Annotated in this window: 17 protein-coding genes; 11 read left to right on the top strand and 6 right to left on the bottom strand. The window is 31.6% G+C overall.

The window, feature by feature from the left end:
* Positions 1-301 precede the first annotated feature (301 nt).
* The 3 genes from Z054_RS0104085 (at position 302) to Z054_RS0104075 (ending at position 2,882) form a co-directional block, all read left to right on the top strand.
* Positions 302-1,234: a peptidylprolyl isomerase gene (locus Z054_RS0104085; protein WP_024768822.1), complete on the top strand. Its 933-nt coding sequence runs from the start codon at positions 302-304 to the stop codon at positions 1,232-1,234.
* 324 nt (positions 1,235-1,558) lie between these two features.
* A complete protein-coding gene (locus Z054_RS0104080) occupies positions 1,559-2,356 on the top strand; it encodes a hypothetical protein (protein WP_024768821.1) in 798 nt (265 codons plus the stop codon).
* Between the two features lie 10 nt (positions 2,357-2,366).
* Entirely contained in the window at positions 2,367-2,882 is a 516-nt protein-coding gene (locus Z054_RS0104075) for a YfiT family bacillithiol transferase (RefSeq protein WP_024768820.1), read from the top strand.
* Between the two features lies 1 nt (position 2,883).
* On the opposite strand, the gene Z054_RS0104070 is transcribed toward Z054_RS0104075, so the two are convergent.
* The 5 genes from Z054_RS0104070 to Z054_RS0104045 form a co-directional block, all read right to left on the bottom strand.
* A complete protein-coding gene (locus Z054_RS0104070; RefSeq protein ID WP_024768819.1) occupies positions 2,884-3,408 on the bottom strand; it encodes a GNAT family N-acetyltransferase in 525 nt (174 codons plus the stop codon).
* A gap of 43 nt (positions 3,409-3,451) precedes the next feature.
* Positions 3,452-4,009, bottom strand: coding sequence for a thioredoxin family protein (locus Z054_RS0104065; protein ID WP_024768818.1), 558 nt, complete (start codon positions 4,007-4,009; stop codon positions 3,452-3,454).
* Positions 4,010-4,231: 222 nt separating this feature from the next.
* The gene (locus Z054_RS0104055) at positions 4,232-6,745 is read right to left on the bottom strand and encodes a M14 family zinc carboxypeptidase (RefSeq protein ID WP_024768817.1); all 2,514 of its coding nucleotides are present in this window, start codon (positions 6,743-6,745) and stop codon (positions 4,232-4,234) included.
* 106 nt (positions 6,746-6,851) lie between these two features.
* Positions 6,852-7,244, bottom strand: coding sequence for a PUR family DNA/RNA-binding protein (locus tag Z054_RS0104050; protein ID WP_024768816.1), 393 nt, complete (start codon positions 7,242-7,244; stop codon positions 6,852-6,854).
* A gap of 78 nt (positions 7,245-7,322) precedes the next feature.
* Positions 7,323-9,080, bottom strand: coding sequence for an ABC transporter ATP-binding protein (locus Z054_RS0104045; RefSeq protein ID WP_024768815.1), 1,758 nt, complete (start codon positions 9,078-9,080; stop codon positions 7,323-7,325).
* 140 nt (positions 9,081-9,220) lie between these two features.
* Here Z054_RS0104045 and Z054_RS0104040 point away from each other — a divergent pair, with 140 nt between their 5' ends.
* From Z054_RS0104040 to yajC, 4 genes are all read left to right on the top strand, one after another.
* On the top strand, positions 9,221-10,318 hold the full coding sequence (locus tag Z054_RS0104040; RefSeq protein WP_024768814.1) for a Glu/Leu/Phe/Val family dehydrogenase: 1,098 nt from the start codon (positions 9,221-9,223) through the stop codon (positions 10,316-10,318).
* A 303-nt stretch (positions 10,319-10,621) separates the two neighbouring features.
* On the top strand, positions 10,622-11,533 hold the full coding sequence (nusB, locus tag Z054_RS0104035) for a transcription antitermination factor NusB (protein ID WP_035090613.1): 912 nt from the start codon (positions 10,622-10,624) through the stop codon (positions 11,531-11,533).
* Between the two features lie 52 nt (positions 11,534-11,585).
* Complete coding sequence (locus Z054_RS0104030) at positions 11,586-12,065, top strand: DUF1573 domain-containing protein (protein WP_024768812.1); 480 nt, start codon at positions 11,586-11,588, stop codon at positions 12,063-12,065.
* Positions 12,066-12,068: 3 nt separating this feature from the next.
* Positions 12,069-12,359, top strand: a complete 291-nt coding sequence (gene yajC, locus Z054_RS0104025) for a preprotein translocase subunit YajC (protein ID WP_024768811.1) — start codon at positions 12,069-12,071, stop codon at positions 12,357-12,359.
* 160 nt (positions 12,360-12,519) lie between these two features.
* Here yajC and pepT read toward each other — a convergent pair whose 3' ends face one another.
* Positions 12,520-13,755 (bottom strand): peptidase T, encoded by a 1,236-nt coding sequence (gene pepT / locus Z054_RS0104020; protein WP_024768810.1) that lies wholly within the window; start codon positions 13,753-13,755, stop codon positions 12,520-12,522.
* Between the two features lie 92 nt (positions 13,756-13,847).
* Between pepT and Z054_RS0104015 the strand changes: the two genes are divergently transcribed.
* From Z054_RS0104015 to Z054_RS0104000, 4 genes are all read left to right on the top strand, one after another.
* Positions 13,848-14,879: a quinone-dependent dihydroorotate dehydrogenase gene (locus Z054_RS0104015; RefSeq protein WP_024768809.1), complete on the top strand. Its 1,032-nt coding sequence runs from the start codon at positions 13,848-13,850 to the stop codon at positions 14,877-14,879.
* Between the two features lie 12 nt (positions 14,880-14,891).
* Positions 14,892-15,509, top strand: a complete 618-nt coding sequence (locus Z054_RS0104010; RefSeq protein ID WP_024768808.1) for a LysE family translocator — start codon at positions 14,892-14,894, stop codon at positions 15,507-15,509.
* 277 nt (positions 15,510-15,786) lie between these two features.
* Positions 15,787-17,490 carry a helix-turn-helix domain-containing protein gene (locus Z054_RS0104005; RefSeq protein WP_024768807.1) on the top strand — a complete coding sequence of 568 codons (1,704 nt, stop codon included), beginning with the start codon at positions 15,787-15,789 and terminating at the stop codon, positions 17,488-17,490.
* Between the two features lie 142 nt (positions 17,491-17,632).
* Entirely contained in the window at positions 17,633-17,815 is a 183-nt protein-coding gene (locus Z054_RS0104000; protein WP_152538462.1) for a hypothetical protein, read from the top strand.
* The last annotated feature ends 5 nt before the right edge of the window (positions 17,816-17,820 follow it).

Below are 17,820 nucleotides of genomic sequence, written 5' to 3'. Positions count from 1 at the left end.
TGTTTGTTTTTACTCATTGCCTGTACCCCGTTTAATTTTAAAATGGTTTTTAACATGGTTTTAGTTTTAAGAATTTATGTTCTCTTGATTGTTTAAAGACATTCAAGTTTTATGTCTACTTATTTATATCTTTTTATAGATTAATGTTACCCTTAATTATTTGTTAATTGTTTGATTGCCTTGTTTTAAAGGCTTTTTTGAGCTGTAAAAAAAATATTTCTTTGTTCTGTTTTTAAATTAAAACCATTAACAATTACTTATCTTTGCAACTTAAAATTAAAAAGCTAAAAAACACGCTGTTATGCAAGAAGGATTATACGCAAAATTCAATACTTCAAAAGGAAGTATATTGGTAAATCTAGAATATAAAAAAACACCAGGAACTGTTGGTAATTTTGTTGGCCTCGCAGAAGGATCGATAGAAAATCAGGCTATCCCTCAAGGAAAACCATATTACGATGGATTAAAATTTCATAGAGTGATTGCAGATTTTATGATTCAGGGAGGAGATCCTCAAGGAACTGGAGCTGGTGGACCAGGATATCAATTTGATGATGAAATTCATTCAGATTTAAAGCACGATGGTCCAGGAGTATTATCTATGGCTAATGCTGGCCCGGGAACAAACGGAAGTCAGTTTTTTATTACTCATGTAGAAACATCTTGGTTGGATGGAAAACATACTGTTTTTGGTAAGGTAGTAGAAGGGTTAGAGATTGTAAATACTATAGAACAAGGCGATGAAATCGAATCTATAGAGATCCAGAGAGTAGGAACAGAAGCCGAAAGTTTTAATGCTGTTGAAACTTTTAGAAGTTTTAATGGAGCTAAAGCAGAAAGAGAAGCTGCTGCCAGAAAAAAAACTGACGATCTATTAGAAGAACTTGCTGCTGGATTTGAGAAAACCGATAGTGGTTTGAGATATAAAATTATTCAAAATGGAGATGGAGTAAAGGCAGAAAAAGAAAAGACTGTTTCTGTGCATTACAAAGGGAGTTTGACCGATGGCACGGTATTTGATTCTTCATATAAACGTAATCAGCCTATTGACTTTCCATTAGGAGTGGGACAAGTAATTCCTGGATGGGATGAAGGCATTGCGCTGTTACAAGTAGGAGATAAAGCAAGATTTGTGATTCCACCATACCTTGGATATGGAGATCGAGGTGCAGGAGGAGTTATTCCACCTAACGCAACACTTATTTTTGATGTTGAGTTGGTAGAAGTGAAATAACTTTGGTTTCATTACATATAAAATTTAGAAAGTCCCTAACAAAGGGACTTTTTTATTGCTTGTTTTTATCTAGTATATAAAAATAGACTCTCCATATTTATTATTTGATAATAATGTGATAATAGTATAGATGTAAATTATCATATCCTTAGTAGTTTTTTATATTAAAAGCTTTATTTTTAATGAATTGTATTTTTTTTTAACATTATTTTTTATTATTTTTAACATTGCGGTTTTTTTAAAATCATTTTGTTAAAAAAGAATATTAGGAGGTTTAAATCCTCTTTTATTTATATTTTAACCCAAATTGCATACCCCCTAGATATGAAACAAGGACTTATTACTTTTTTTATTCTGTGTAATATTCATCTTGCTCTCGGTCAAGATAAAGCGGATATTCTGGTAAACATCAATGATCAAATAGAGATGATAGATGGTTATATAGAATTTGAAACTTTTTTCTTAGACCCAGAAGAGTTTCTTGATAAGATGGCTGATCATGGCGCAGAACTTAACGGATATTATGAACATGAACGTCTCAAAAAGATTGTTAGAAAAGTTGGTACCAGAACAGCAGATGTTGTAACTACATTTTACTTTTGGAATGATCAACTTATTCATGTAAACTACAAACAACGACCATATTTGGAAACAAAGAATGAAAGTGGTCAACGAATTATGGATTATTCTAGTTCTTTTACCAAATATGAGTCGAAGCATTTTTTTAGGAATGATGAAGAATTAGAAAAAAAGGAAATCGGCCAGCCTTTGGATGGTATGGAGCCCGAAGAAGAATTTATCAAGTATGCATATAAAATGAAAGCTCTATTGGATAACAAATTCTATAATAGAGGTACTTATGATGCATTGCAAGGAAAATGGCTTTTTATTCAGAATACAGATGATTATTTGATTTTTGAAGGAACGATTCGATTTAATTTTTACAATGGTAAATTTGCAAATCGTTTGAAAACCAGAATAGAAGATGGAGGAGTATTGGTTTGTTTTTTCCCTATGGATGACCGTATTTATAGATATAAAATCGATAACCTAAATGATAATATGCTTACATTGACAGATCTTTTTTCTAAAGAAGAGTTTGTTTATGCTAAAGTAGAATGATTTTTAAACTATGGATTTAAGATATCCTATTGGAAAATTTGAATGTCCGAAAATTATAACTTCGGATCATATCGAAAAATGGATATCTGATGTAGAAGAATTACCTGCGAAATTATCAAATCTAGTTTCCACTTTTAGTGAAAAACAATTAGAAACACAGTATCGCGACGGGGGGTGGACCGCCAGGCAAGTAATACATCATATTCACGATAGTCACCATAATGGATATATTCGATTTAAGTGGGCATTAACAGAAAATAGGCCTATGATAAAGGCGTATGATCAGCAATTATGGGCTGAATTATTTGATACCAAATCAGCGCCAATTCATTTGTCTTTAGACTTGATACAAGCTTTACATGCTAAATGGGTGTATTTCTTAAAAGGTTTATCTACTCATGATCTTAAAAAAGAGTTTATACACCCAGAAGGAGATATTACAATTTCACTAGGAGAAGATATAGGTATCTATGCATGGCATGGTAATCATCACTTTGCACATTTACAAAGTATAGCCCAATTCTAATTTAAAGAGATAATACCATTCTTTGCATTTCTCTATGTTCATCTTTTAGACCAGGATAATCCAAATCATAAAAAGAAACCGTATTAAATCCCATTTTTTTATAAAAACTTAGTGCTGGACTAGTACTCATTACATCTAGCCAAACTATTTTTTTACCGACATTAATTGCATAGTTTTTAATGAACTCAATTCCCTTTTTGCCAATTCCTAAGCCCGTAGATGCTTTTAAAAGGTATATTTTCTCTAGTTGTAATACTATAGCTGCATCAAAACCCTTAATAGCCTGGTGCTTTTTGATTTTTAACAACCCCAAAGATTTATTTGCTTTTTGAATCAAAAAATAGGTAATGGTGGCTGTCTCAAAATCTTCTTTAAAAGCTTTTTGATTAAAACTTAGATTTACATAATAACTAGGATCATTATTTTTCCAGATATGAGCATAGTGCTCAGGGTAGAATTGTTGACTCATTTTTATTAACTCATTGATGTCATTAGCAGAGCATTTTTTAAAAACTACTTCTTGCATATTTTAAAGCTACGATAGTTGTAGTAATTTTTCTAGATTAGATTTATTCTTTCCATTTTATATTGCAACCTATACTAGGTTTTTGTTCTTCAGAAACTTTGGCATTACGAAGTACTGCATCAAGTGCTTGACGCAGGTCACGACCATTTACTGGAATTCCGTTTCCAGGTCGGGAATCATCAAGTTGTCCTCGATAAATGAGTTTTGATTCTGAGTCAAATAGATAAAAATCAGGGGTGCAGGCAGCATCGTATACTTTGGCGATATCCTGAGTTTCATCAAATAGATATGGAAACGTATATTTGTTTTTTTGAGCGGTTCTCCACATTTCTTTAGGAGCATCCTGAGGATATTTTTCAATATCATTACTACTAATAGCAACAAAACCAAACCCCTGAACCCGGTAGTCATTAGCAATACGTACTATTTCTTCGTTAACATGAATCACAAAAGGGCAATGATTACAGATAAACATAACCACAGTTCCTTTTTCACCTTTTATATCGTTTAGAGAATACTTATTATTGGTAATAGAATCTACAAGCGTAAAATCGGGTGCAATATTACCAAGAGGTAACATATTAGAAGGAGTACGAGCCATGATTTTCTGTTTTTGAGAACTTCGAAATTACAATATTATACTATATAAGTCTACAAAAACAGACCTTAGTTACAATAGTGATTCACAATTTTAAACACTAGAACTCATCTTGATTTTTTTCTATTTGCCAAAATCCAAAGTTTTTAATCCATATGATACCTTTTTTGAATAGTATAGCTACAGTATGAAAAAAATCAAGATGAGTAGTTCGCTTCATGCTTCTTACATTTCATCACTAAAGAAAATAGCATTCATTAGTAATTTATTGGTTCCATACCAAAAAGCTCTAAAATTGGTGTTATCGGTAAACAGGATTATATTTCCTTTTCCTAGATCATTATGTCTAAAAGGAACTGTACCAGATAATGAATCCAAATTCTTTTTACTAATATATCCACTTAGCAATGGTTTTTTTGTATATCGAATTGGGTTGTTGTAACTCTGTTTATCTGGTTTAATAAATAATTTTGTATTTCTGAATAGTGAAATCTTATCATTCTTATATCCAAAATTAATGGGATGAGAACGATCTATTTCGGCTTCAAAAATTGCCCCACCAATTACTTGTGCTCCATTAAAATCTTGTTTTTGCTCAAAGGATATATTTTTCGCATCATTTTTTGGAGTAGCAAATTCGATTTTCATGAATTCATTATTCTTAAAGAATTGGGCGGCATTTCTATACCCAATTAGTGTTCCGCCATTGCGAACCCACGTTTTTAACTTTTCTGCTTTTTCTTTATCAAAAGACTGTCTCCAGCTATTTGGTAATACAATATGTGTATATTTTGATAATGTAAGTCTACCAAAACTACCCGTTTCTAATTTTGTGATAGGAATATCATAACGTTGATCCATTAAATGCCAGATTTCTCCAGCGTCATAAGGTGTGATTCCGCTACCGGTAAACAAACCTATTCTAGGAAGTGTTAAAGCACGAAATTGATTACTTCCAAGGTCAATTCCCTTGGTAAGACCTGTAGAAACACTAGTAATATCAATATGATTCTCGGCAGCTATTTTTTGTAATAATTTATGTAGCTCTTCTTTATTTAATTTTTGATTCTGAACCGGAATTAAAATTGTGCCATAGTCATAATCGTTATTTTCTAATGAAAAAGGTTTCATCCCAACTTTGGCCCGCAATCCATTCGCTAGAATCTCATATAAAGCTTTTGGAGTGTAGTACTCATGCCATTGTATTAAGTATGCATAATTACTTTTGCTAACCGGCTTGGTCTTTCGATATGTGAGGTCTGATATTTCATTACCTATATTAGAAATAGCTGCGTTTTCAGAATAATCTAAATTAAAGGCCAAAGGGAATGTCCAGGCAGAAACATCATAAAAGAGACTATCTTGAAATGTTGTTCTTTTTTCAAAAATAGCTTTTAATAATCTTTTTTGTCGCTGATTCTTAGGAACAATATAGCTATATTCTTTTTTGAAAAAATTGCCTTGAATAGCTACATCTTGTTTAAGTTCATATAATTTGACTTGATGTCTTTTAAGAATTTCAGCAAGATGGTAAGATGAAGCTGCATCTTTTTCGTTACCAAAAACATAAGCATTTTTAGTTAATTCTTTTCTTGCGTTGTTGTAAAAACTTCGTTTATACTCTAATAACTCTTTACGCATAGATTTTGCAGCTTCTAATGTAGAAAGTGCTGCGGTAAATTGATTTCTTATGGTAAAAGGAAAAGTAAGTAATCCATTATCAGTCTGCTGGGCATGACCCCGAGAACTACCTTGCTCAAATAAAATACCAATACTCCCATTAATGTCAGGGAAAGTAGATCCTTTACCATAATAAAAATCGTCAAAATTCTCTTCGGTATAATATAGCGAACCAATATTATCTAATGCTTTGGCATGATAATTACCAATCTTTTTAGTGAGTTTTTGATTTAATTTTGGAGTTAAAGGATGTGTTCGTGATTGAATTCCAGGTTGAAAAAAGAAAGTGCTATTAGATCCCATTTCATGATGATCGGTAAGAATATTTGGATACCATTTATGAAAAGTATTGATGCGAGCTCTGGATTCTGGTAATTGTACTGGCAACCAATCGCGATTCATATCAAACCAATAATGATTTGTTCTACCTCCAGGCCATACTTCACTGTATTCACGATCTTGAGGATCTGTACTAATGTTTTTGCTTTTATTTGTATTTGCCCAATAAGCAAAACGTTGCAAACCATCAGGATTAAATGAGGGATCAAGTAAAATAACAACGTTGTCTAAAAGGTCGTCTATTTCTTTTCCCTGTGCAGCAGCAAGATAGTATGCTGCTACTAACGATGCATTGGCACCACTAGGTTCATTACCATGAATAGAAAATCCTTGATATACAATTGCGGGTAAGTTTTCTATATTTAATACATCAGAACCATTTTGGGTGAGTTCTATATGTTTTTTTTGTATTTCCTGAAGATTCTGGTGGTTTTTTTCTGAGGTTATCGTTAGTAATAATATAGGGCGATCTTCAAAAGTTTTTCCTCTATCTTCAATTGTTATTCTGGATGATGCTTTGGCAAGAGTTTTCATGTAGCTAACAAGCTTATCATGGGTTACATGCCATTTCCCAGGTACATAACCAAGTACACTTTGCGGAGTAGGGATCTCAGGATTGTAAGTAACATTTTTTGGAAGATAATACCCTAATGATAGATCATCTTGAGAGAAAGAGACAAAGTTTAATAATGCAAAAAAAACAGTAAAGATATATTTCATGCGTTTTATTTTTTGGTAATTATTTTTGATGGGTGAATATAAAAAAAACCGCTTCAGTGAATGAAGCGGTTTACATAACTTTAACTTAAAGTCTTATAGTATTATTCTAGATGTCGTCAAAACTTACGTCTGTAAAGCTTTCTGTAGATGCAGTAACTTCTTCTGTAACGTTATTATCAACTCCATCTTTTTCATATGATTTCTGAAAATCTTTCTGGTGTCGTTCACTTATTACTTCTTCTCCTTTTTCATCGACAATGAAGTGAGTCATTTCATTTAAGATCTCTGTAAAACCAACAAAATCTTCTTTGTAAAGGTAAATCTTATGTTTCTTATAGTGAAAAGATCCATCATCATTGGTGAACTTTTTACTTTCCGTTATTGTTAGATAATAATCTCCTGCTTTTGTGGCTCTTACGTCAAAGAAGTATGTTCTTCTTCCTGCTCGTAAAACTTTTGAGAAAATTTCTTCTTTATCCATCATTTCATTATCACTCATAATCCGTATTTATTAATTAATTAATATGTTATGATGGTTTCAAAAATCCAAAAAAATTGTTAACCTCACAAAAAAAACTCAAATTTCTTTTTCACTAAGTTGTTTTAAATAGAGATCTTTATAATATCCATCAGTGCTTATTAGTTGATTATGAGAGCCTTGCTGGATTATTTTACCATCTTCCAAGACAATAATTTTATTTGCATTTTTTGCAGTAGACACCCTATGACTTACGATAAAAGTAGTCTTATTCTTAGAAATCTTATGAAGATTGTTAAGAATTTCCTCTTCTGTTTCAGTATCTACAGCAGATAAGCAATCATCAAAAAGGAGTACAGATGGGTTTTTAAGTATTGCTCTTGCAATAGAAACACGTTGTTTTTGACCTCCGGATAATGTGATTCCTCGTTCTCCTAAAACAGTATCATACCCTTTACTAAAACCTATTATGTTTTTATGGACTACCGCATTTTTGGCAGCCTCATACACTTGGTCGTCGGTAGCTTTCTCATTACCAAATTTTATATTATTCTGTATACTATCACTAAATAAAAATGCATCCTGTGGGACATAACCGATACTCTCTCTCAAGTTGATTAAGTTGAGGTTTTTTAGAGGAACTCCATCCATTCGTATTTCTCCGGATGAAACATCATAAAGCCTGCCTATGAGATCTAATATTGTTGATTTTCCAGAACCTGTTTTTCCTATAATGCCAATTGTTTCTCCATTTTTAACTTCAAAACTTATGTTTTTTAGAGCAGTGATATTAGTATCATCATAAGTAAAAGAAACATTATCAAAATTAATATTTCCTGTAATTGGTGTTTTTTGAGTTACTGTATTAGTGATCTCTGGTTCTTGACTAAGAAATTCGTTTATTCTTACTTGCGAGGCTTCTGCTTGCTGAACAATAGAACTAACCCATCCAACAGTGGCTACAGGCCAGGTAAGCATATTGACAAAAATGATAAATTCTACAATAACACCGAGATCTTGTATGGTGCCATCGATAAATTGCTTTCCACCGATATAAATAACCAAAATATTACTAAAACCAATAAGTAAAACCATTAGAGGGAAAAATAGAGCCTGTACTTTGGCCAGGTCAAGATTCTTATCCTTACTCTTATCAGATAATTCGGTGAAATTTTTCTGAGTAGGAGATTCCAGGCTGTATGCTTTAATTACAGAGATACCACTAAAGGACTCTTGAGTAAAAGTGGTTAGTTTAGATAAAAACTCTTGTACTACAGTACTACGTTTATGAATAGCAACACTTAATTTATAAATGGATACCGATAATATGGGTAAAGGAGTAACAGTATATAAAGTAAGCTCAGGAGCAATACTGATCATATATCCTATCACCACAACAAATAAAGTAATAGTGTTAACGCTATACATAATCGCAGGACCAACATACATTCTAACTCTGGATACATCTTCGCTAATACGATTCATAAGATCACCTGTTCTGTTTTTCTTATAAAAATTGAGAGATAGTTTTTCATAATGTTGAAATACCTCATTTTTAAGATCAAACTCAATAAATCTAGAAACTACTATAAAAGTTTGACGCATTAAAAAAGTGAATAATGCAGAAATAAGTAATGCTCCTACAATAAGAAGAATATTTATAATAAGTCCGCTTTTTACTTCGGCGATATCAGTAATTTCATTATTAATATATTGTTCTACAACATCTACAGAGTCGCCAACTAACGTAGGGACTATTGTAGCGAAAACTCTTGCGATTATGGTAATCACCAACCCAATAATAAGTCGGTATTTGTATTTTAAAAAGTATTTGTTCAGATGGCGTAATGCGCGCATAAAAGATTAATATTTAAAAGCAGATTTATTAATAAATCCGTAAAGTTTAACAGTGTTAAATTTCAAATTGATAAAAATATGCTATTTTAGCACCCTTATTTTGAGTATAATATAATTGTAATATTAAAAAATTTTATAACATGATAACCGAAGTGTTTACTGCAAATCAACTTAAAAAAGAAGCCCCAGTATTTGGTCAACTATCTTTTGATAATCACGAACAAGTTGTTTTTTGTCAGGACAAAGATACAGGATTGAAGGCAATAATTGGTGTACATAACACAATTTTAGGACCTGCTTTAGGAGGGACTAGAATGTATGACTATGCAACAGAGTGGGATGCGCTTAATGATGTATTGAGGTTATCACGAGGAATGACTTATAAAGCTGCTATTACAGGTTTGAACCTTGGAGGAGGAAAAGCTGTAATCATCGGAGATCCGAAAAAAATAAAAACACCAGAGCTAATGAAACGCTTTGGAAAATTTGTACATACTCTGGGTGGTAAGTACTATACTGCAGAAGATGTAGGTATGGAAACCTCTGATATGGATACTGTAAGAGAAGTTACTCCTTATGTAACAGGAATATCCGAATCAAAAGGAGGGGCGGGAAATCCTTCTCCTGTTACAGCTTATGGCGTGTATATGGGAATGAAAGCAGCTAGTAAATTTGCCTACGGAAACGATGGATTGGAAGGAAAACGAATTTTGGTTCAGGGAATTGGACATGTAGGAGAAGAACTGGTACGTTTAACCTCTGAAGAAGGAGCTAAAGTAATAATTAGCGATATCAACCAAGAAAGACTCGAAGCAGTAAGTACTAAGTATGGTGTTGATATTTATAGAGGAGATGATCTATATGCAGAAACAGCAGATATTTATGCTCCTTGTGCTCTTGGTGCGACTGTTAATGATAAAACAATTAATAAGCTAAATGTAAAAGTAATTGCCGGAGCGGCAAATAATCAATTAGCTAATGAAAATATTCATGGCCCGTTATTACAAAAGAAAGGAATTGTGTATGCTCCCGATTTCCTAATTAATGCAGGAGGTATTATAAATGTATATGCAGAGATAGAAGGATATGGTAGAGATCAAATAATAGCAAAAACCGAGAATATTTACGATACTACTTTAGATATTTTAAATAAAGCAAAAGCAACCAACGTAACCACAAATACAGCAGCAATTAGTATAGCAGAAGATAGAATTGCAGCTAGAAAAAAAGAAAAGTAAGCATATCTTTAAAAAATTAAAAACGGTTTTGTAACACAAGAAAAGTGAATTTTTGATAACCATAATTGTTTGTTACCATCCTTAATAAGTAAAAAACTGGTTCTCAATTGTTATAGAACCAAGGAGAAACCGATAAATTTTAAAAATACAATTACCTTATAAAAAAAGAAGCTTTAAGGTAGGTACGATTAAAAATAATAGTATTTTTGCAGGGCAAAAGTTAAAATATACTTTTGCCCTTTTTTAATATAAAGTTCTTTGTAATTTTCTATGTTAACCAGAAGACATATTAGAGTAAAAGTAATGCAGTCTCTCTATTCGATGGAGCAGACGCAAAGTGACAATCTAGGAAAAGAAGAGAAATTTCTTCTTTTTAGTATTGATCAGATGTATGAATTATTTATTATAAATCTTCAGCTTCTGATAGAAATTAGAAAACACGCAGAAGATTTTTTGGCAAAAAGCCAAAAAAAATATCTTGCTACTTCCGAAGAAAAAAATCCTAACACCAAATTTATCAATAACGAAGCTCTGTTATTGTTAGAAAAAAATATTCAACTCAAAACAGAAATTGAGAAGAAAAAACTGAATTGCTGGGAATTGGATGATGAGTATGTGGCTATATTATGGAAAGAGATTAAAGAAAGTGAGCTGTATGAAGATTATATGAGTACTAAGCTTAGCTCTTTTAGAGAAGACAAGGATTTTATACTCGATGTTTTTAAAGAGATTATAGCTCCCAATGATAAGCTTTACGAATATATTGAAGATAAAAAGTTAACTTGGATTGATGATCTACCACTGGTAAATACTTCTATTATCAAAATGCTTAGAAAAGTTAAGCCGTCTCATGATGAGCAAATGATACTACCAAAGCTATATAAAGATATAGATGATAAAAAATTTGCAACTGATATTTTTAGAAAAACAACACTTAATAGTGTAGAGTTTGCAAAAGAAATTGATGGTAAAACACCTAATTGGGATCAAGATCGTATTGCTGAGTTGGATAAAGCTATCATAAAAATGGCTATTTGCGAGTTTGTAAAGTTCCCTTCAATACCGGTAAAAGTAACAATTAACGAATATTTAGAAATAGCAAAAGAATATAGTACACCTAAAAGTAGTATTTTTATCAATGGAATTTTAGATAAAATCTCTAAAGAGTACCAAGAAAACGGGAAATTAAACAAAGTAGGTCGTGGATTAATGTAATATTTAGAAAAAATAGTATTTTTAACGCTCAAATAATTAAAAAACCCAAGTAATGAAAAAAGGAATCTTAATTTTAGCCGGAGTTTTTGCTATGACAGTTATGTCTTGTAAAGACAATGCCGCAGAAAAAGTTAAAGAAGAAAATGTAGAAATAGCAGCAGATCGTGACGCAAAGAATGCAGATTATCCTGTGATGACTTTTACTAAAACTGAACACGATTTTGGAACTATCAACGAAGGAGATGTTGTAGAGCATAAGTTTGCATTTACCAATACTGGTAAAGCACCTTTGGTAATTGTAAGTGCAAAAGGTAGTTGTGGATGTACTGTGCCAGAATGGCCAAAGGATCCAATTGCTCCAGGAGCTACCGGAGAGATGTTAGTTAAGTTTAACTCTAACGGAAAACCAAATCAGCAAGCTAAGCAAGTTACTATAACTGCTAACACAGAAGCTGGAAAAGAAATTCTTAAAATTAAAGCTATGGTAACTCCAAAGGCTAAACCTGTAAGTGGAACACCAGTAAGCGAATAATTTATGGATCAAATACAATCATTTCTTCCTTTTATACTAATATTTGTTGTAATGTATTTTTTTATGATACGACCACAGATGCAAAAAGCAAAAAAGGAGAAAAAATTTGCTGAAGATCTTAAAAAAGGAGATCGTGTAGTAACAAAAAGCGGCCTTCATGGTAAAGTTTTTGACTTCAGTGAAAAAAATAATGCTATTATTATTGAAACAGGATCGGGTAAATTAACTTATGATAAGTCTGCAATTTCGTTGGAGATGAGTCAGAAATTAAATCAACCGGCAGATAAGAAGTAATAACTAGCCTACTTGTTAAAAGCGCGATGAAATTAATTTAATTTTACCGCGCTTTTTTGTTTTATATATGTATTTATTATTAGTTATATTTTATAATAATTAAAGACGAATACATAGGAAAACAATATCCCAGCAACTTTTAATCTGGTAAATTGCTAACTTACTTCTTTGCTGTTAACTCGGCAATTTTAACGATTACCTCGACAGCTTTAATCATACTCTCTGCAGGAACATATTCGTATCGCCCATGAAAATTATGCCCTCCCGCAAAAATGTTTGGACATGGCAATCCCATAAAGCTTAATTGCGATCCATCGGTTCCTCCTCGTATTGGTTTTATAATCGGAGTAATATCAAGAGATTTCATAGCCTCTTCTGCAATATCTACAATATGCATTACAGGCTCTACTTTTTCTCGCATGTTAAAATACTGATCTTTAATTTCTATATGTACAACCTCTTTGGCATGTTGAGTGTTAATCTCATTTGTCAGATTTATCATCACTTTTTTTCTGGCTTCAAAATGTTCTTTATCATGATCTCTGATGATATACTGTAATTGAGTTTCTTCGACATTACCTTTTATATTGTGCAAATGAAAAAAACCTTCTCGACCGCTTGTATGCTCGGGAGTCTCCATTCTTGGTAATGAATTGATAAAATCCTGTGCGATGTACATACTATTAATCATTTTTCCTTTTGCATAACCAGGATGTACGATTTTTCCTTTTACTGTTACCACAGCACCAGCGGCATTAAAATTCTCATATTCAAGCTCTCCAATTTGGCTACCATCCATGGTGTAGGCCCAATCTGCGCCAAATTTTGAAACATCAAACTTATGAGCACCACGACCAATCTCTTCATCAGGAGTAAATCCTATTCGAATTTTTCCATGTTTAATCTCAGGATGTTGTATAAGATATTCCATTGCGGTTATTATTTCTGTAATCCCCGCCTTATCATCGGCTCCCAAAAGTGTTGTGCCGTCTGTAGTAATAAGTGTCTGACCTTTATACTGTATTAAATCTTCAAAATAATCTGGAGAGAGTATAATATTTTCTGATGCGTTTAGTGTGATATCTTTACCATCATAATTTTCTACAATCTGTGGATTTACATTTGCACCAGTAAAATCAGGGCTAGTGTCAAAATGCGATATAAAACCAATAGTAGGCACTTTCTGATCAATATTAGATGGTAATGTAGCCATGATATAAGCATGCTCATCTATATTTACGTCTTCTAAGCCAATATCTTTTAAATCTTCGACTAGTTTATTAGCAAGATCCCACTGCTTTTTGGTACTGGGAGTTGTATTACTTTCGGGGTCACTTTCGGTATCAATAGTTACATAACTTATAAACCTATTTATGATATGCTGTTTTGAAATCATCACTTCTACTATTTTAATATCTGAAGAATTCAAAAATACACTTTTATTAGAACCTTGGATAACTTATTTTTGCACAAGCAAAATTATATTTAATGTATAAATTCTTACTACGCCCTCTATTATTCTTGTTTGATCCAGAAAATGTACACCATTTTACTTTTAGAATGATTCGGGTTTTTTCAAAAATTCCTTTGGTACCATCAATTTTTAGAAACTTATATAAGGTAAATGACCCAAAATTAGAACGAGAAGTTTTTGGATTAAAATTTAATAACCCTGTGGGACTAGCTGCTGGATTTGATAAGAATGCAGTTTTATATAATGAATTAGCTAATTTTGGATTTGGGTTTATTGAAATAGGAACGGTGACTCCCAAAGGTCAGGTAGGTAATCCTAAAAAAAGGCTGTTCAGACTTAAAGAAGATCAGGGGATTATCAATAGAATGGGATTTAATAATAAAGGTCTTGAAGCAGTTGTAAATCAACTTCGAAAAAATAAAGGCAAACTTATTATAGGAGGAAATATAGGAAAGAATACAGATACGTTACCAGAGAATTATACCAAAGATTACTTAGAGTGTTTTCGAATATTACATCCATATGTAGATTATTTTGTTCTAAATGTGAGTTGCCCAAATGTAGGGAGTCATGCCAAGCTAAATGATAAAGAATATTTAAACGAATTAATAGTAGCAGTACAACAAGAAAATAGAACGTTCGAAAAACAAAAACCTATTGTATTGAAGATTGCACCGGATCTAAATACAAATCAATTGGACGAAATCATAGAATTGGTAGCCGAGACTAATTTAGATGGTGTCATCGCTAGTAATACTTCTGTGTCCAGAGAAGGACTAAAGACTTCTAAAAATAGATTAGAGACTATGGGTAATGGCGGATTGAGTGGTCAACCTATAAAAAATAGAAGTACAGAGGTAATTAAATATTTGTCAGAAAAAAGTAACAAAGCGTTTCCGATTATTGGAGTAGGAGGAATACATAGTGCTACCGATGCTATAGAAAAATTAGAAGCTGGAGCAAGTCTGGTACAAATATATACTGGTTTTATATATGAAGGGCCTAAATTAATCAAGGATATTAATAAAGCACTACTTAGTAACTAGGTCCTTTAGCATATGAACTACGAAATTCTCTACACTTTTGTTCTTGCTACATCTGCATTGGCACTCTCACCAGGGCCCGATAATATATTTGTATTAATGCAAAGTATGGTAAATGGCAAAAAGTATGGGTTAGCTGTGGTAACGGGTCTAATGTCTGGGTGTATAATACACACTACATTGGTTGCTTTTGGTGTATCTGCAATTATTAAACAGAGTGAAATGCTCTTTTTTATCATTAAACTATTCGGAGCGTTGTATTTGTTTTTTCTGGCTTATAAAGTATTTAGAAGTGAAGCTTCAGTAAGTCTTTCAGAAAATAGTATGCCAAAGAAAAGCCTCGGACAATTATTTAAACAGGGATTTGTAATGAATGTGTTAAACCCTAAGGTATCTATATTCTTTTTAGCATTTTTCCCAGGGTTTTTATTTAGTAATACAATAAGTAACGTAGTACAGTTTTATATACTTGGATTTCTTTTTATTGTGGTTTCGTTTGTTATTTTTGGTTTGGTAGCAGTTCTGGCAGGATCTATTGCAGAGTATTTAAAAAAGAGTTCAAGAATAGGGGTTGTTCTAAAATGGCTTCAGATTATTGTCTTTATTGGGATAGGCGTCTTTATTCTTCTTTAAGAGAAATAAGATATTTGAATTTGATCATTATAAAACTCTTTTAGTCCTGGATTATCCATATTATTCTGACTTAGGTCAAACGAGACAAGAAAGAGGTATATTTATTATGTATTAATCAACAAAATAAAGATAGTGTATCTTAATTAGGATATTAAAAATGAATTCGTTTTCGAATTAAGATTTTTCATACTATACATCTTTGATTGATTTATCAGTTTTAAAATCAATCTGTTTGCATGAAAGCATAAAGACGATATATTACACGACATAGAATAACATGAATAAAATAGCGCAAATAATACGGCTAGTATTTATTTTATTTAGTACTTACTCTTCATTTTCACAACAAGTCGAAAGACGTTTTGAAATTTCGGATTCCTTAAAACATAGATCTTATGCCGAGATCTATAAGAAATATAGAGATAATAGTAGAGATACAATAAAATCCCAGATATATTTAAAGACATACCTCGAAAAAGCAAGAGAGGATGGAGATAGTATTAAAATGGCAAGAGCCTACGGTTTGTTGTATTATTTTGTCGAAGATGATAAGGTTAAAATACAATATTTAGATGAGTCTATCAAATTAAGTGAAAATAAGAACCATCTTTTTTATCCTGCCTTTCCGTATTCTAGTAAAGGAGGGTTTTACTTGAATAAGTGGGATTATGAACGAGCATTAGATAATTATCTGATGGCCTTAAAATTTACAAAAAAAAATAAGAATACAGATTTTCAATATTTGACTCAACATAATATTGCAATTATAAAAAGTAAATTGGGTAAACATCAAGAGGCCCTAGATATTTTTAAAGAATGTCTCGATTATGAAGAAAAAATGAAGATTAGGGATACTCTTGATTATATGGAAATCATTGTAGACTTAGCAGAAACGTATACCAAAAATAGTATGATAGATTCTTCAGATTACTATTTGAAAAGAGGGTTTTCTTTATCTAAACAATACAATAATGGCTTTTACTATAGATTTCTTTTTAATCAGGGAGTCAATTTTTATTATAAGAAAGAGTATGTCAAAGCCGAATTTAATATAAAGGAGTCATTACCATATTTGTCCAAGTTAGAGGATAAGAGGCACACTGTAAATGCATATTTCTATTTGGGAAGAATAAATGAGTCTATGGCAAATAAAAGTGAAGCAAATTATTTCTATAAAAAAATAGATTCTATATTTCAAAATACAAGATATATAACTCCGGAGGTAAGAGAGAGCTATTCATTTCTTATTAACTATTATAAAGTAAATCAAGATTATAAAAATCAATTGTTATATGTAGAAAGATTACTCAAGTTTGATAGTATTCTACATCAAAATAATATACTGGTAAATGAAAAACTGATAAAAAAATATGATACGGCAGAACTTTTAGCAGAGCAGGAAAAGTTAATTGCTTCAATACATGGTAAAAACTCATATTTCAAAAGATTTATCTGGTTTTTAATTGTAACCGTTATTGTCATAAGTGCTCTTTTTTATTATCAATATCAGAGGAGAAAACGGTATTCAAAACGTTTTAAAGCATTGATAGAAGAAAAAGATGACAGTACAAATAATAATAACATCTCCATAAAATCTAAAAAAAGAATTCTTAAAATATCAGATGATATTAAAGAAGATATTTTGTGTAAAATTCAAAAATTTGAAGAGAATTTAGAATTTCTTAAACCTAATATTACTACAACTAGCTTAGCAATACAATTTAAAACGAATAGTAAATACATCTCAAGAATAATTAATACATATAAAGAAAAGAACTTCACCAATTATATTAATGATTTAAGATTAGAATATGTAATACAGGAACTTAAAACAAACAAAAAATTTAGAAACTACACAATTAAGGCTATCGCCAATGAAATTGGTTTTAATACTACAGAAGCTTTTTCAAAATATTTCCATAAAAAAACCGGATTATACCCCTCCTATTTCATAAAAAAGATGGAAGAATACACGGGTTAATTCAACGATAGACCTAATTATTTCACTTTTCGTTATTTATTTTGGTCTGGTTTCCGGAAACAAGACTACAACGAATATAAAATGCTATTAAACAGTTGATTAAAGTTATACTTTTATTCACTCAACTTATAAAACTAATATGATGAAAACTAGTAAAAGTAACAGTAAATTGGAAATGAAAAAATTACGGATCGCTAAAATTAAGAACATTTCTTTGATTAGAGGAGGGAGGGATATTATAATCATTGATGACGGCACCGGGGTAAGAAGCCATAGACCCGATTGTCCTACTGAAACAAATACTAATACACCATGTAACGCATAAAAATA

Source organism: Aquimarina macrocephali JAMB N27 (assembly GCF_000520995.1).
Taxonomy (GTDB): Bacteria; Bacteroidota; Bacteroidia; order Flavobacteriales; family Flavobacteriaceae; genus Aquimarina; species Aquimarina macrocephali.
This window is presented reverse-complemented; position numbering and strand designations above follow the sequence as displayed.

Coding starts and splice junctions, on each gene's coding strand:
- Z054_RS0104075 (WP_024768820.1), top strand. CDS start 2,367: ATGGATTTAAGATATCCTATTGGAAAATTTGAATGTCCGAAAATTATA.
- Z054_RS0104045 (WP_024768815.1), bottom strand. CDS start 9,080: ATGCGCGCATTACGCCATCTGAACAAATACTTTTTAAAATACAAATAC.
- Z054_RS0104065 (WP_024768818.1), bottom strand. CDS start 4,009: ATGGCTCGTACTCCTTCTAATATGTTACCTCTTGGTAATATTGCACCC.
- Z054_RS0104080 (WP_024768821.1), top strand. CDS start 1,559: ATGAAACAAGGACTTATTACTTTTTTTATTCTGTGTAATATTCATCTT.
- Z054_RS0104070 (WP_024768819.1), bottom strand. CDS start 3,408: ATGCAAGAAGTAGTTTTTAAAAAATGCTCTGCTAATGACATCAATGAG.
- yajC (WP_024768811.1), top strand. CDS start 12,069: ATGGATCAAATACAATCATTTCTTCCTTTTATACTAATATTTGTTGTA.
- pepT (WP_024768810.1), bottom strand. CDS start 13,755: ATGATTTCAAAACAGCATATCATAAATAGGTTTATAAGTTATGTAACT.
- Z054_RS0104085 (WP_024768822.1), top strand. CDS start 302: ATGCAAGAAGGATTATACGCAAAATTCAATACTTCAAAAGGAAGTATA.
- nusB (WP_035090613.1), top strand. CDS start 10,622: ATGCAGTCTCTCTATTCGATGGAGCAGACGCAAAGTGACAATCTAGGA.
- Z054_RS0104015 (WP_024768809.1), top strand. CDS start 13,848: ATGTATAAATTCTTACTACGCCCTCTATTATTCTTGTTTGATCCAGAA.
- Z054_RS0104000 (WP_152538462.1), top strand. CDS start 17,633: ATGAAAACTAGTAAAAGTAACAGTAAATTGGAAATGAAAAAATTACGG.
- Z054_RS0104055 (WP_024768817.1), bottom strand. CDS start 6,745: ATGAAATATATCTTTACTGTTTTTTTTGCATTATTAAACTTTGTCTCT.
- Z054_RS0104050 (WP_024768816.1), bottom strand. CDS start 7,244: ATGAGTGATAATGAAATGATGGATAAAGAAGAAATTTTCTCAAAAGTT.
- Z054_RS0104030 (WP_024768812.1), top strand. CDS start 11,586: ATGAAAAAAGGAATCTTAATTTTAGCCGGAGTTTTTGCTATGACAGTT.
- Z054_RS0104005 (WP_024768807.1), top strand. CDS start 15,787: ATGAATAAAATAGCGCAAATAATACGGCTAGTATTTATTTTATTTAGT.
- Z054_RS0104040 (WP_024768814.1), top strand. CDS start 9,221: ATGATAACCGAAGTGTTTACTGCAAATCAACTTAAAAAAGAAGCCCCA.
- Z054_RS0104010 (WP_024768808.1), top strand. CDS start 14,892: ATGAACTACGAAATTCTCTACACTTTTGTTCTTGCTACATCTGCATTG.